15 protein-coding genes and 1 riboswitch are annotated in these 15579 nt (G+C 38.9%); of the genes, 13 read left to right on the top strand and 2 right to left on the bottom strand.

Features of this window, described 5'->3' with window-relative positions:
- Positions 1-593: 593 nt before the first annotated feature.
- The gene (locus IKV95_RS06085) at positions 594-1700 is read right to left on the bottom strand and encodes an ABC transporter ATP-binding protein (RefSeq protein WP_029092047.1); all 1107 of its coding nucleotides are present in this window, start codon (positions 1698-1700) and stop codon (positions 594-596) included.
- A 136-nt stretch (positions 1701-1836) separates the two neighbouring features.
- Between IKV95_RS06085 and IKV95_RS06080 the strand changes: the two genes are divergently transcribed.
- On the top strand, positions 1837-2700 hold the full coding sequence (locus IKV95_RS06080) for a helix-turn-helix domain-containing protein (protein ID WP_029092046.1): 864 nt from the start codon (positions 1837-1839) through the stop codon (positions 2698-2700).
- A gap of 95 nt (positions 2701-2795) precedes the next feature.
- Here the strand turns inward: IKV95_RS06080 and rsgA are convergent, their stop codons facing one another.
- Entirely contained in the window at positions 2796-3821 is a 1026-nt protein-coding gene (gene rsgA, locus IKV95_RS06075) for a ribosome small subunit-dependent GTPase A (RefSeq protein WP_287451515.1), read from the bottom strand.
- Between the two features lie 277 nt (positions 3822-4098).
- On the opposite strand from rsgA, the gene IKV95_RS06070 reads away from it, so the two are divergent.
- The 12 genes from IKV95_RS06070 to eutA all read left to right on the top strand — a co-directional run.
- Positions 4099-4764, top strand: coding sequence for an HD domain-containing protein (locus tag IKV95_RS06070; RefSeq protein ID WP_227001979.1), 666 nt, complete (start codon positions 4099-4101; stop codon positions 4762-4764).
- 16 nt (positions 4765-4780) lie between these two features.
- Positions 4781-4957: a hypothetical protein gene (locus tag IKV95_RS06065; RefSeq protein WP_154657743.1), complete on the top strand. Its 177-nt coding sequence runs from the start codon at positions 4781-4783 to the stop codon at positions 4955-4957.
- Between the two features lie 12 nt (positions 4958-4969).
- Positions 4970-5695, top strand: coding sequence for a MurR/RpiR family transcriptional regulator (locus IKV95_RS06060; protein WP_029092043.1), 726 nt, complete (start codon positions 4970-4972; stop codon positions 5693-5695).
- A gap of 209 nt (positions 5696-5904) precedes the next feature.
- Complete coding sequence (locus tag IKV95_RS06055) at positions 5905-7386, top strand: PTS transporter subunit EIIC (RefSeq protein ID WP_029092042.1); 1482 nt, start codon at positions 5905-5907, stop codon at positions 7384-7386.
- A gap of 30 nt (positions 7387-7416) precedes the next feature.
- The gene (locus tag IKV95_RS06050) at positions 7417-8847 is read left to right on the top strand and encodes a 6-phospho-beta-glucosidase (protein ID WP_069125456.1); all 1431 of its coding nucleotides are present in this window, start codon (positions 7417-7419) and stop codon (positions 8845-8847) included.
- A 244-nt stretch (positions 8848-9091) separates the two neighbouring features.
- Positions 9092-9535: a EutP/PduV family microcompartment system protein gene (locus tag IKV95_RS06045; protein ID WP_069125454.1), complete on the top strand. Its 444-nt coding sequence runs from the start codon at positions 9092-9094 to the stop codon at positions 9533-9535.
- Entirely contained in the window at positions 9532-10095 is a 564-nt protein-coding gene (locus IKV95_RS06040) for a cob(I)yrinic acid a,c-diamide adenosyltransferase (RefSeq protein WP_029092039.1), read from the top strand. Before IKV95_RS06045 ends, IKV95_RS06040 begins: the two co-directional genes overlap by 4 nt.
- A gap of 68 nt (positions 10096-10163) precedes the next feature.
- Positions 10164-10311, top strand: a riboswitch (adenosylcobalamin (AdoCbl) riboswitch).
- 290 nt (positions 10312-10601) lie between these two features.
- Complete coding sequence (locus tag IKV95_RS06035) at positions 10602-11735, top strand: 1-propanol dehydrogenase PduQ (RefSeq protein ID WP_029092038.1); 1134 nt, start codon at positions 10602-10604, stop codon at positions 11733-11735.
- A gap of 175 nt (positions 11736-11910) precedes the next feature.
- Positions 11911-12261: a BMC domain-containing protein gene (locus tag IKV95_RS06030; protein ID WP_029092037.1), complete on the top strand. Its 351-nt coding sequence runs from the start codon at positions 11911-11913 to the stop codon at positions 12259-12261.
- 34 nt (positions 12262-12295) lie between these two features.
- Positions 12296-12868 carry an ANTAR domain-containing response regulator gene (locus IKV95_RS06025; protein ID WP_069120612.1) on the top strand — a complete coding sequence of 191 codons (573 nt, stop codon included), beginning with the start codon at positions 12296-12298 and terminating at the stop codon, positions 12866-12868.
- Positions 12861-14165: a sensor histidine kinase gene (locus IKV95_RS06020; protein WP_287451514.1), complete on the top strand. Its 1305-nt coding sequence runs from the start codon at positions 12861-12863 to the stop codon at positions 14163-14165. The genes IKV95_RS06025 and IKV95_RS06020 overlap by 8 nt, the downstream gene beginning before the upstream one ends.
- A gap of 100 nt (positions 14166-14265) precedes the next feature.
- A partial coding sequence (gene eutA / locus IKV95_RS06015; RefSeq protein WP_287451513.1) for an ethanolamine ammonia-lyase reactivating factor EutA occupies positions 14266-15579 on the top strand: 1314 nt, incomplete at its 3' end.

The raw sequence follows: 15579 nt of genomic DNA, 5'->3' as shown, positions 1-15579 counted from the left end.
GAAAAAACATGAGGAGTGAAATGGGAAATTAGTACACCAACAGAAGGAGTGGTACTCTCGTAAAGCGAATGAATTCGCTACGATATTAGCAAAGGAGTGGTACTCGCTGTCGCTCCGTCCCATACTACTCTCGTAAAGCGAATGAATTCACTACGATATTAGCAAAGGAGTGGTACATCAATATAAGGAGTGGTACTCGCTGTCGCTCCGTCCCATACTGTCTTTGTAAGCTTTTAGCTTCGCAACAATGTCAGTAATTTCATAAACGCACAAAAAAACATTAGACCTGACATTTAAGTGTTAAATAGACATTCCTCCAGAAAAACTAAGCTTACTGTATCAAAATTTCATAACGGGATTCAATAATATAACGAGACCTGAAATTTAAGTGCTTTAGTAGGCATGAATCAGCCTACCTCAACTGAAATTTCTAGTCTAACACGTTCGATTTTTAATCCATTCTAATTTCGATAAAGTAAAATGAGCTTAGCTTTCTTTCGGTAATCAGTCTATCCTAACTAAAATTTCTAGTCTAATGAATGTTTTTTATTTTTCCAATTTTTTAGAGAATCAATGAGGTGTTTCCACTTTCACTACTTAATTACTAATTCAGTTTCAGTGTCGAAGAAGTGTGCTTTGCTGAGGTTGAAGGCTAATTTAATAATATCTCCGGCTTCATAATCGTCGCGTGCGGGCACCTTAGATACAAATTCTGTGTCTTCAATCTTAGTATATAACATTGTTTCAGCGCCTAATAATTCTGAAACGACTACTTCAACGTCCATTGTACTTTCTGCTAATGTTTCTAACACTAAGGGTTCGTTATGAATATCTTCTGGTCGAATACCAAAAACAAGTTTTTTACCTTCATAGCCTTGTGCTTTTAACACTTTGTATTTACCTTCAGGCACGTGGAAGTTCATGTCGCCGCCTTCAGTGCTAATGTAACCATTTTTCAATTCAACATTGAAGAAGTTCATTGCTGGTGAGCCAATAAAGCCGGCTACAAAAACGTTGTTAGGGTGGTTATAAACTTCCTTTGGAGAGCCGATTTGTTGAACAAATCCGTCTTTCATAATAACAATTCTATCTGCCATCGTCATTGCTTCTGTTTGATCATGTGTTACATAAATTGTTGTTGTTTTTAAACGGTTATGTAGTTTTGCGATTTCTGCACGCATCGCTACACGTAATTTAGCATCTAAGTTAGATAGTGGTTCATCCATTAAAAAGACTTTTGCATCACGCACAATCGCACGTCCTAAAGCAACACGTTGGCGTTGTCCACCTGATAATGCAGCGGGTTTACGTTCCAAATATTCCGTTAATCCTAAGATATCTGCAGCATCTGTTACTCGTTGCTTGATTTCAGCTTTACTGTATTTACGTAATTTCAAACCAAATGCCATATTATCATAAATACTCATATGTGGATAAAGCGCATAGTTTTGGAATACCATCCCGATGTCACGGTCTTTAGGTGCCACTTCATTCATCAATTTATCACCGATGTAAAGTTCACCGTCACTAATGTCTTCAAGTCCAGCAACCATACGAAGTGTTGTTGATTTACCACAGCCTGAAGGTCCAACGAAAACAATGAATTCTTGATCAGCAATTTCAAGGTTAAAATCTGTTACTGCGAAACCGTCTGAGTTGTCATACTTTTTATAAATATTACGCAATGCCATTTGTACCATTTTAAAAACCCCTTTGTTTGTTTTATCTATTACTAGTATATAATGCCAATAAACAATAGCGTATAGACACATCGTACAAAACAAAGTAGCAAACTAACCAAAGATGTAAAGGCTTACATTAAAAGGAGGAATTCACATGACACCTACAAAATTACTAACCATCTATCCGACGGCTAAAACGGGTTCAAACCCTTTACCGGCTCATATTAATATCCCTCATGAAACGCAATATCTTAGCATTCCTGAGACCGATTTAACGGCTAGTGAAATAGCATTGTTGACCTCGCTCTACCAACAAGAAATCGTATCAAAGCCTTCAATTAAACGGTCACCTTGGCATGCCTTTTTAACGGGAGAAACTGCGATCCTTCCCTCGGTATCTGCACCCGTACGTTGTATCTATTTTGATGTCCGTTTTGCAGATAACACTCAACAAATGGGGGAGTGGTTAAATTTATTCGATGCATTATTTGAAGGGCGTCGCACTCGTTTTCTATTAACTGAAACGAGTGGCGTATTGGTAGAAGAAAAAACAACGGATGCTCTAACAGATGAAAGTCTGGCGTCAATACTGACGGTCTTAGATAGTGATTTTTATGCCCATTCAAGTTGTGTGATCGGTTCATATTATGATGTTTCACCACAATTACCCGCTTATTTTATAGAAGAAAAGCGTTTATTTCAAGTTCATTTACAACATTTAACAGGAGATAGTGTTGTGAACATTCCTAAGTTGTTATTTAAAGAACATGCGAGTCAAATGACGGCAGATAGCGTTATCTTACAACAATTAAAAGAGGTGTTAATTGCACAACCTGATACTGTTTCTTTAATTAAGGAATTATGGAAAAATGAAGGGAACATTGCTCACACTGCCCAAAAATTATTTATTCATCGGAATACATTGTTATATCGCATTCAACGGTTTTATGAACAAACAGGATTATCTCTTAAATCAAATGAAGCCTTATTTTTATGTTATCTGCTAGTTGGTGTGTAAACAAACAGAAAGTTGAACAGTTTAATAGATAACCAAAAAAACCACCCAAAAGGGTGGTTTTCGAGTGTGGAAAATAATTATGATTTTAAAACGTTTTATTTTTTCTTATACTTCTTAATTATCGCTTTCATGTACTGACGTTGACTGACGGGGTTAGCTTTTCGTTCAAGGTAAGCCAGTTCTTTTTGCAGTTTCGCATATTCAGCCCAACGTTGTGTCGAAAGAGTTCCGTCTGCCAATGCCGCTGTGACTGCACATCCTGGTTCATTGTTATGCGTACAGTTATTGAAACGACAGTTTGCAGTCAGTTCCTTGATATCGGTAAAAGTAGTATCTAAGCTTTCTGAATCAGCCCAAAGCTGTAGTTCGCGCATACCAGGTGTATCAATAATCCAAGCGTCACCGACAGGTAATAAAAAGCGCGAGGTGGTTGTATGGCGGCCACGACTATCGTCGTCACGAATACCGCTCGTTGTTTGAATTTCTTCACCTGCTAAATAATTGAGCAACGTTGATTTACCTGCACCCGATGAACCCACAAGCGCGATTGTTCGGTGCTCAACAAGTCGCTTGTTTAAACGATCAAAACCAGCCCCATTTAAAGCACTACAAGCAATAATTTCGATGCCCATATGTTCACTTTCAACTTGGGAAAGGTAATCTTCGAGGTCTGTCACTAAATCACTTTTTGTTAAAACAATCACAGGGATAGCACCACTGTCCCAAGCTGTTGTCACGTAGCGGTTCAGTCGTTTCAAGTTGAAATCCTTGTTAAGGCTCATCGCCAACCAAACTTCTTCAATATTAGCGGCAACTACTTGACGTTCGTCTTTCTCACCGGGAATATTACGCACAAAGTTTGTCTGGCGCGGTAAGCGTCGATGGATCACCTGTTTTGTTTCATCTGTCACCACCCAATCACCGACAGCCGGTAGCTCAAATTTTGTTGTGATCGTGCGTGAAAAGCTCCCAGTTAATTTAAGGTTTATTTTACCTTCGAGCGTTAATGCTTGGTAAGTATTTTGTCCGGTCACAGTTATGCGTGCCAATCGTGAGCGTTCTTGCTCAGTGAGTGTATCTTCGAAAAACGTGTGCCATCCGAGTTGTTCTAGTGTGTACATAAATAATCTCTCCTCATAATTGAGGGAGAAGCACTGTTAGGAAATCTTCGCCCTCATCTCTAATTGATTTACAACGGCGTATAATGTAGTTAAAACTCCCATCATGCAACATCCTTTCTGGTTCTTGATAGTTATCAAGTTAATAGTTTTATTATGGCATGAACGTGTAGGGGACACAAGTCATATTTTTTAGCGTTGAAGCAGTTTCTATTTTTACAAGCTTGCCTTATAATGTAAGAGTGGAATGAAAACGATGACATTTTGAAAGAGGGTGCGCATGATGCCAACAAACGCAATAAAAGAAAGCTGCTTGTTAGCAACCGAACAACATGTAAAACAATTGTTAGCTGCAGATACCACAGGTCATGATTGGTGGCATATTCATCGTGTGCGAAAGTTAACTTTAACGCTTGCAAAAGAAGAGCAGGCGGATCTGTTTATTTGTGAAATGGCTGCATTGCTTCATGATACAGTGGACGACAAGTTGGTAGCTGACGAAAAAATAGCGCAAACTGAACTTTTAGATTGGTTGTTTGAGCAACAGTTAGAAGAGAACGTTGTTCGGCAAATTATGCAGATCATTGCAGATATGTCTTTTAAAGGTGGTAGTAATGCGGATAAAGTTTTAACACTTGAGGGTAAAGTGGTGCAAGATGCTGATCGTATTGATGCGCTTGGTGCGATTGGGATTGCGCGTACGATGGTTTATAGTGGTAGTAAAGGGCGCCCGATGCATCTTCCGAATGCGCAACCACGTCTAAACATGACACTGGCAGAATACCGAAATGGCGAAGATACAGCAATTATGCATTTTTATGAGAAATTACTGACTTTAAAGGATACAATGAATACACTAACCGGAAAAAAACTCGCAGAGCAACGGCATTTGTTTTTGGAAACGTACCTTGAACAATTTTATGCGGAGTGGGCTGGCGAACGTTAAAAATTAAGGAGGCACTATGACTAAAAAACGAGTAAGAAATATTTTCTTTACATTGATTATCTTAGGGCTACTAATCTTCCAAAAACAAATTGGCTATACACTGAGTCTTGTTTTGGCGGGGATTATTATTGCTTACTATATTGCAGAAGGTATTATCCGTACAAGAGGTTCAAAGCACGACCAACCGAAGTAAAGGAGTGGTTTTATGTTCACATATGAAATTATTCAAAAGTTTAACTCATTAGAACTTGCTCTCTATGAATATATCCAAAAGCACCCACGTGAAATTTTATACATGACTGTTCGTGAACTAGCAGATGCGGTCCATGTTTCTACTTCAACTGTGATGCGTTTTTGTAAAAAAACGGGCTGTGAAGGTTATACAGAATTTCGCTTTCGTTTTAAAATGAGCTTGGCTAAAGAGACAGAAAAACGTCGCGAATCAAATTCAATTTCGGAAATTATGAATTATTTTAAATACATCGATAACCCTGTCTTTGATGGTAAAGTTAATCGCATCGTATCATTAGTACGTGATTCTAATCGAATTGTGTTCGTTGGTATTGGGACGTCAGGTGCGATTGGAAAATATGGGGCACGTTATTTTTCAATGAATGGCAAATTTAGCCATTACATCGAAGATCCTTTTTATCCAGTAATGGAAGAATTGGACCATAAAACAGTTGTTATTGCTTTATCTGTTTCAGGCGAAACCGAAGAAACAGTCTTATTATTAGATAAATTAAAGCAACACGGCTGTCAAATTGTAAGTATAACAAACCAAGAGAACGCAACGATTAGCCGAATGTCGGTCGAAACAATCTCTTATTATATGTCGAATGAGCGCATTGCAGGTGATTACAATACAGCGAGTCAAGTACCTGTCATTTATATTATCGAAGAAATCGCTCGACGTTTGCCGATAAAATAACCTAACAGTAACAACCCAACCATTTGATCCTAATAAGGATGAGATGGTTATTTTTTTTCTGTAAAAATACAAGGTGTTTTTTTTATGTAACAAATTTCCCAATGAAATACGAGTGTTTTAATCAATGAATACGCTTTATTTTCGCAAATATTTTGATAAGATATACTTGTTAACAAAAAGTAAAGGCTTACATCATAGGAGGATAAGAAATGGCTATCAATTATACAAAGTCAGCAAAAGAAATTATCAAAGCAGTGGGTGGCGATGAAAACATCAACAGCCTGACACACTGTGCTACGCGTTTACGTTTCATTTTAAATGACGACAAAATAGTGAATAAAGACGAAGTGAATAAAATTGAAGGCGTTATCACTACAATGGAAGCAGGCGGGCAATTCCAAGTCGTGATTGGTAATCACGTCAAAGATGTTTACGAATTGATCATGCAAGACATTAAAGTAGACGATAGTAAAGCGTCGAATTCAAACAACAAAAATAAAGTCGGTGTATTCAGTCGTATTATCGATGTTATCTCAAGTATTTTTGCACCGTTCTTATATACTTTAGCAGCTTGTGGTATTTTACAAGGGTTGTTAGGTGTAATGGTAGCTTTAGGTTGGTTAGATACTGCTGGTGGGACTTACCGTATTTTAAACTTCGTTTCATGGACTGGTTTTACATTCTTACCCGTGTTGATTGCGATTACAGCAGCGAAAAAATTTGGTGCTAACATTTATGTGGCAGTTGTAACGGCATGTGCACTTGTTAACCCTGATTTCATGAAAATGTTTGCAGCCAATGATTTTTTAAACAATGCTTCAGCAGATCCAAAAGTGCAATCAATGATTACACAAGCAACAAATAACCCTGATACAATGAAATTAATTAATGATGTATTAGGCATTCCTGTTCTATCACAACCGCTTGATTTCTTAGGCTTACCTATCAAAATGTTAAGTTATACTTCATCGGTTATTCCAATTATTTTAGCAATTTGGATTTTATCGTATGTCCAACGTTTCTTTGAACGTATTTTACCATCAGTTATTCGTAACTTATTCACGCCATTATTAAGCTTAGTAATTATTGTACCAATGACTTTATTAGTATTTGGACCAGTTGGTAGTACAATCGGTGGCGCAATTGGTGATGTATATAACTTCTTATACGGCCTTAGCCCAATTATCGCGGGAGCCATCGTAGGTGGGTTCTGGGAAGTGCTTGTTATCTTCGGCGTTCACTGGGGTATTACACCAGTGACAGTAGGGAACTACGCATCTCTAGGCTACGATACGTTCACCGCATTACAAGCCTCAGCTGTGTTTGCGCAAGCAGGCGCTGCACTGGGTGTATTCTTCAAATCACGCGATAGCGCAATGCGAGGTGTTGCATTACCTGCGGCTATCACAGGTTTCTTTGGTATCACAGAACCAGCGATTTACGGTGTTACATTACGTTTGAAAACACCCTTTATCATGGGTTGTATTGCCGGAGCTGTCGGTGGTGCAATTGCTGGTGCTTTCCGTTCAGTATCTTGGGCATACAACATGCCCGGTATCGCAACATTACCGGCCTTTTTCAAGAGTGGTCATGCAACAGAATTTATCGGCTTGTTAATTTCAATCGTCGTTGCGTTTGTACTTGGCTTAGTATTAACTTACGTTGTTGGCTTTAAAGAAGAAGCAAAATAAACCTAAACCAAAAATGAGGAGGATATTGACATGACTAAGTTAAATGATGATTTTTTATGGGGTGGCGCTGTTGCGGCCCATCAAGTTGAAGGCGCATGGAATGTGGGAGGTAAAGGCCCAAGTATTGCAGATGTCTTAACTGGTGGTGCACATGGTGTTGACCGTATCATTACAACAGAAATCGAAGATAAATATCGTTATCCAAATCACGAAGCGGTCGATTTTTATCATACCTATAAGGAAGATATTGCGCTCTTTGCTGAGATGGGCTTCAAGTGTTTCAGAACCTCAATCGCATGGTCTCGCATTTTCCCGAAAGGGGATGAAACAGAAGCGAATGAAGCAGGTTTACAATTTTATGATGACTTATTTGATGAATTGCTTAAATATGGTATCGAACCCGTTGTAACATTATCACATTTTGAAATGCCAAATCATTTAGTGACAGCATACGGCGGTTGGAAAAACCGTCAAGTCATTGATTTTTTTGTCCATTATTCAGAGGTGGTCATGCGTCGTTATCAGAAAAAAGTTAAATACTGGATGACATTCAATGAAATTAACAATCAAAAGAGTTTTAAAGCACCGTTATTCGGTTACACAAACTCAGGTGTTATTTTTAATGATGCGGAAAACCCGGAGGAAACGATGTATCAAGTCGTGCATCATCAATTAGTAGCAAGTGCAAAAGTTGTGACAATAGGTCATGAAATTAACAAAGACATGCAAATCGGTTGTATGATTGCAGTTGTGCCGCTATATCCGTATTCATGTCACCCTGATGATATGATGTTATCAGTTGAATCAATGCATGATCGTTACCTGTTTGGGGATGTACATGTTCGAGGTGAATACCCAAGTTACGCTTATAAAGAGTGGGAGCGTAAAGGTTTCAATATTGAGATTACAGCAGAAGATAGTGCCGCTTTACGTGCTGGAACGGTCGATTATGTCGGTCTAAGTTATTACATGACCAATACTGTACGTGCAGGTGTTAAAGGTGAAGGCACCGCAACGGCTGGTTTTGAAGGGAGTGTTCCCAATCCGCATGTTAAAGTATCAGATTGGGGCTGGCAAATTGATCCGGTTGGTTTGCGTTATGCTTTGAACTTACTACATGAACGTTATCAATTACCATTATTCATTGTGGAAAATGGATTTGGTGCAATTGATACGCCTGAAGCTGATGGGACAATTAACGACGATTATCGCATTGCTTACTTAAAGGCACATATCGAAGAAATGACAAAAGCTGTCACTTTAGATGGTGTGGATTTAATGGGTTATACACCGTGGGGATGTATCGATTGTGTATCCTTTACAACAGGTGAGTACAAAAAACGTTATGGTTTTATCTATGTAGATAAACATGATGATGGTAGTGGCACAATGGCACGCTCGAAGAAAAAAAGTTTTAACTGGTATAAAGAAGTCATTGCCAGCAATGGTGAAAATTTATAAAAAGACTGATAGCAGTTGTTGCAATCCCATTGAGGTGTGTAACAACTGTTTTTTCACTTATAAATGACAAAAATCAAAATTGACAAATAAAAAAATAAACAGTATGATTAAGCTATCATTTTAATATCGGTGTACAAAGACGTACACGACGTGATTGGCAAAGAGGCCCAGATTTTTCGATGTTTACCATCGGAAAGTTTGGGTCTTTTTTTTGAAAATAAATCTGGAAGAAGGTGGGTTTAAGTTGAAAAAAGTTATCTTTATGGGCCCAGTAGGTTGCGGGAAAACGACATTATCACAAAGAATGTTAGGGCTCGCTTTACAGTATGATAAAACACAGGCAGTGGCTTTTTACCCTGATATTATTGACACGCCAGGGGAATATATTTTACATCGTCAGTATTACAGTGCATTATCAGTTACTGCAGCAGAAGCTGATGTTATCGCTTTAATGCAAAGTGCCACAGATAAAACACAAGTTTATTCACCCGGATTTGGTAGTATCTTTCCAAAACCAGTCATTGGGATTGTGTCAAAAACTGATATTGCTGAATCCGATGCAGTGATACAACAAACGAAACAACGCTTGCGTGAAGCAGGGGCACGCCAAGTTTTTTGCTTATCAGCTGTGGATGAAATGGGTGTTAAGGAGTTATTAGCTTATCTAGAGGAGGAAGAAATTAAATGAAACTTTATACAAAAACAGGTGATGCGGGTCAAACAAAACTGGTCGGGGGTACAAGTGTTGCTAAATCTTCGGAACGTGTGGCATCTTACGGAACGATTGATGAATTAAACGCATGGTTGGGTTATACGTTAATACAACTTAATCCGCTGCATGCTGATATTTGTTATGATATCGAAACGATTCAACAACTGTTATTTGATTGTGGCACAGACTTGGCAACACCAGCGGGTCATCGTGCATATCGCTTAAGTGAAAAGGATGTTATTTGGCTTGAAGGGCGCATCGATGTTTATGCGGATGAACCCCCAATGATTGAACATTTTATCATACCAGGAGGCACACGAGATGCTGCGTTATTACATGTGGCTCGAACAACGACCCGTCGTGCCGAACGTCATGTTGTCGCACTATTACAAGAAGAAGAAATAAATGGGGCGGCCTTACGTTTCCTTAATCGCCTCTCAGATTATTTTTATGCAGTAGCTCGTGCGGTCAATACGCGTCAAGGCCAAACAGATGTCTTTTATCAAAATTCAGATAAGGTTTTTCATAATTTTTAAAGCTTGAATTTTCAATATGCGCATGCTAGACTGGAATCAGTTAGAATGAACTAACTTGGTAATTCCTACACAAATAGTATTTAGAATACAAAAATGGAAGTTTGGTGTAAATCCAACGCGGTCCCGCCACTGTGATAAGTACATTGTGCTTTAAGTCAGGTCTTTGATTGTATTCTGCTATTGCGGACTGTTTCGTGGTAAAACAGGCTGTTTTTCGAAATTGAAGACGCCCATTGTTTTAACAACGCAGTAGCAAGTGAATGTGTACCGATGCCAGCACACTGAAGTGCGACTTAAAAGCAATGGGCATGTCACTTCCAATGGCGTAAGTGGATCAAAACAAGGTCGTTTTGTGAATGCCTTATTTAATGTACACTAACAGCTACACCAAATAAATAGACACATACATTGTTGTATGTGTGCAAAGCAAAGAAGCTTAAAGGCTGTCATTCTGGCAGTTCTTTCGAGCTTCTTTTTTTACGGTCTTATTTAAGGAGGAATAGAAAATGAAAGAAATTAGCATTAAAACAACGGTATACACAGGGGAAGATGCATTGGGACATTTGGCAACAATCGCAAACAAAAAAGTGTTTATTGTCACTGATCCATTTATCGTATCATCAGGTATGATCGAACAAGTCACAAGCCGTTTGCAACAATCAGTCGAACATCTTGTTTTTAGTGAAATAACACCAGATCCACCGATTGAAACAGTGGTGAAAGGCATTGATACAATGGCAGAATTTGCTGCTGATATTATTTTAGCAGTGGGGGGCGGTTCAGCAATCGATGCGGCGAAAGCGATGAAATATTTCGGTGAAACCTTACGCAATCTAAAAGGCACACAGTTCATTGTTATTCCAACAACGAGCGGAACTGGCTCTGAAGTCACGAATTTTTCGATTATTACCAGTGCGGATAAAGGCGTTAAATACCCACTTGTCACAAACGCAATTTTACCAGATATTGCGATTCTCGAAACAAACCTTGTGAAATCAGTGCCACCTCATATTACAGCGGATACAGGAATGGATGTGTTAACACATGCTTTAGAAGCCTATGTTTCGACCAACGCGAACGATGTGAGTGACGCTTTAGCTGAAAAAGTAGTACAGCTCGTTTTTGAATACTTACCGCGTGCTTATAAAAATGGTGCTGACATGGAAGCGCGTGAGAAAATGCATATGGCTTCGTGCATGGCCGGAATGGCATTTAATATGGCATCACTCGGAATTAACCACGGGATTGCACATGCAGCGGGGGCCAAATTACATATCGCTCATGGTCGTTTAAATACCGTATTAATGCCAGCCATTATTCGCTATAACAGTCATATTGACGAGGTACAGGGTGTACCCGCTAATCTTGCAGCAGAACGTTACGCACATTTGGCAAAATTGTTGGGATTGTCCATCACGAATAGACGCGTGGCAGTTAAAAACTTGATGCGAGCGATTGAAAAATTACGACAAACACTTGAAATGCCAGCCACATTAAAACAATGTGGTGTTACAGTAGACACAATCACAGCGCTAGAAGTTGAAATAGCAACAGCTGCACTCGTTGATGGTTGTACAGCAACTAATCCACGTGTACCGACAAATGATGAAGTTGTGTCGATTTTACGACATGTCCTTTAAAAAATCTTTCAGCACTCGGCATCATCTTGACATCAATTTTAACAATCACTATAATAATGGTATAAGACACAAGGATGTGTCGCTAATTAGAGCAATGGAGCTCCTAACCTACGAGATATCAACCGATATTTTGTTTGTTTAGGAGCTTTTTTAATTTTAGTAAAGAGGTGAAACAATGTCTGAACAAGAAAAACAACGTATGATTCAAGAATATGTTCCTGGTAAACAAGTCACTTTGGCACATATTATTGCGAGCCCTAACCGCGAAATCTATACAAAACTTGGTTTAGCCGATGAAAGTTATGGTGCGATTGGTATTTTAACGATTACGCCTAGTGAGGCAGCAATAATAGCTGTTGATATTGCGACAAAAGCAGGAGCCGTCGAGATTGGTTTTATCGATCGTTTTAGTGGTTCTGTTGTTTTAACAGGCGATGTATCATCTGTTGAAGCAGCTATCAGTGAAGTGTTAGTTGGTTTACAAACGATACTCGGATTTACAGGCACAAAAATCACCAGAACATAGCAACACAATACGAGATAGAAATGGACGTGACGTGATGAATGGACGCATTGTAGTAGTCGATGATGAACCTATTACAAGAATGGATATTCGTGATGTATTGGAAGAAGCGGGTTACGACGTAGTGGCTGAAGCTTCAGATGGTTTCGAAGCAATTGAAGCATGTAAAAAACATCGCCCCGATTTAATCATTATGGATATACAAATGCCAATTTTAGATGGTTTAAAAGCAGGTAAAAAAATTCTCGCTGACCAGTTAGCACAAGGTATTATCTTTTTATCGGCATTTAGTGGTGTTGAACATACAGAACGAGCAAAAAAAGCAGGTGCAATCGGGTATCTCGTGAAACCTCTGCATGAAAAATCATTAATTCCCACGGTTGAAATGGCTATCGCAAAAGGACAAGAAACCACAAATCTTATCAAAAAAATTGAAAAATTATCCTTAAAACTTGATGAGCGTAAAATTATTGAAAAAGCAAAGGGATGCTTGATGTTGCGCGACCATATGACAGAGGATGACGCTTATAAAACAATCCGTGAATTGAGCATGAATAAACGGTGTCGCATGAGTGAAATCGCTGAGTTGATCGTGATGACCGATGAGTAAAGCAGAACTGAGACGTCTTTGTGAAAAACATTTGGATTTAAGCTCGGCAGATATTGCAGAACTCGTCCGTGTTTCAGAAGAACTTGAAACATCGTCTCGATATGAAGAAGTAGATGTTTTTATTGATATTTTTGATCAGGTGACTCGCGAAGCAGTGGTTGTTTATCATAAACGACCCGTTTGTTTACCATCTCTTTATCAAGGTAATGTTGTGGGTTTGGAAGCGAATAAGAAAAATGAACCCGGTGTTTATCGTACGATGACAACAAGTTTAAATTCGATGGGGCTATATGCAAATAGTCAAGAACAGCGTTTAATCAAACAAACAGTGTATCCTATTCGGAATGATTGCCGTACAATAGGTGTTTTGATTGTTGAGGAAGCAGCACGAGAACCCCATAAAAGAACGAGTCTTCAAGTTGAACCCTTTTTCCATTTAGAAGATGCCATCTTAGCAGATGAAATCAACGAAGAACTACTTGTGTTTGATAATCAAGGGATTCTAATTAAAGCAAATAGAGCAGCTCATCTTTTTTATCAACAGATTGGGTATATCGGTAGAATTCAGGGGTTACATTATGATAATTACCACTTGTCCATTAAAAAGATATGGACGAAGCACGATGATCAATTGATGATGATTATTCGGGATGTCACAGATATCAAAAACAAAGAAGCAGAAATTATTTCGAAGTCAGTTGCTATTTTGGAAATACATCATCGCGTTAAAAATAATTTGCAGTCTGTTGTTTCATTGCTAAGAATACAAGCAAGACGAGTGACAAGCGAAGAGGCTAAAATTGCACTGCAAGAGAGCATTAATCGTATGTTGGTGATTGCTCAAACACATGAAATGTTATCAATGCAAGTGGAGGATGCGTTAGAGCTAAAACCCATTCTAACATCGATCTCTCATAATATTGAACGGTTATTTACTAATATTCAACCGCTAACACTTGAGATAATAATGACGGATAACATCTACCTAAATGGTAATCAGATGGTGAGTTTATCACTTGTTATCAATGAAATACTCCAAAACGTTTACGAACATGCGTATCCGCAAGGCAGTATGGGGCGTGTGATAATTACCGTGAAAAAACACAATCAAATTGTTGATTTAACAATTACTGATTTTGGCTGTGGCTATAATACCAAAACCGCAGGTCAAACAAGTTTAGGTTTAATGATTATTAAAAGTTATGTCAGCGAAAAATTAAAAGGTAAATTATCAATCTCATCAGGAGAAAAAGGGACAACGACCCATATTCTCTTTAAAAACACACTTGAACAGTGACGTTTAAGTGATTCAGGCAAAGATGCTTGGAGAACAGTAACATGCGACTATAGGTTGTATGTGCTTTCTTCAAGCATCTTTTTTTAGAGGAGGCAAAGTTATGTTAGAAAAGATGTTAACTGTCGGGATCGATTTAGGAACGTCAACCACACAACTCGTATTGTCGGAATTAACGATTGAAAACCTCGCATCCGCCTTCAGTGTGCCGCGAATTACTATTTCTGATAAACGCGTGATTTATCGCAGTGATATTATATTCACGCCGCTTCTTTCAGAAGAAGTGATTGATGCAGAAGCAATTAAAACATTTGTTTCTCAACAATACCACAAAGCAGGTATTAAAAAAGAACACATCCAAATGGGTGCCGTTATCATCACAGGTGAAACCGCGCGAAAAGAAAATTCAGCCTTAGTTCTAGAGGCATTAAGTGGTTTTTCAGGAGATTTTGTAGTGGCAACAGCGGGACCAGATTTAGAAAGTATTATTGCAGCTAAAGGTGCAGGTGCACATACGTATTCAGAAAAAACGCGCAAATCGGTGGTCAACCTCGATATTGGTGGTGGTACGACTAATCTAGCTGTGTTTACTGATGGAGAACTGATCGATACCGCTTGTTTTGATATCGGAGGGCGCTTAGTTAAAATCAATCCAGACACCCGTGAAATCACTTTTATTACAGAGAAAATCAAACGGGTTATTGCTTCTGCAGGTTGGGATATCAAAGTGGGTCAAACAGCCAGCGTTAAAAAGTTAACACCATTAGCACAAGAAATGGCATGTATATTGGCTCAAAGCATTGGTGCAGCTGAAAAAAGCCCTTATTATGAACAATCAATTACGCACCATGGCTTAACAAATAATGTGGCAAGTGATTATGTATCATTCTCTGGCGGGGTTGCCGACTGTATCGCTGTTGAGCTGGGAAGTGATCCGTTTGAATTTGGTGATATGGGGCAGTTATTAGGTTGGGCAATTGCTCAATCATCAGCGTTTCAAGCAATGGCAATTATTCCTTCAGTTGAAACGATTCGAGCCACCGTTGTTGGTGCAGGTTCGCATACCGCAGAAATTAGCGGCAGTACGATTTCGTATACAGGTGCGAGTTTGCCGCTACGAAATTTACCAGTATTAAAACTAACTGATGCAGACAACCGTTTAGAAAGTGAACCGTTGGCGAAGAGTATCACTGAAAAACTCGGTTGGTACAAGGTAAATGAAGCGTTTCAAATGATAGCTTTAGGATTTGAAGGTGAACCCAGCCCAAGCTTTACACGTATCCAATCCCTAGCGAAGGCAATTGTCACAGGTTTACAACCTCTTATTGAGAAGAACTATCCGGTTGTGATTGTTGTTGCTCAAGATATGGCAAAAGCATTAGGTCAAGCATTGTTTGCTGAATTACCACAAGCGTAT

Source organism: Brochothrix sp. (assembly GCF_017549435.1).
GTDB lineage: Bacteria > Bacillota > Bacilli > Lactobacillales > Listeriaceae > Brochothrix > Brochothrix thermosphacta.
This window is presented reverse-complemented; position numbering and strand designations above follow the sequence as displayed.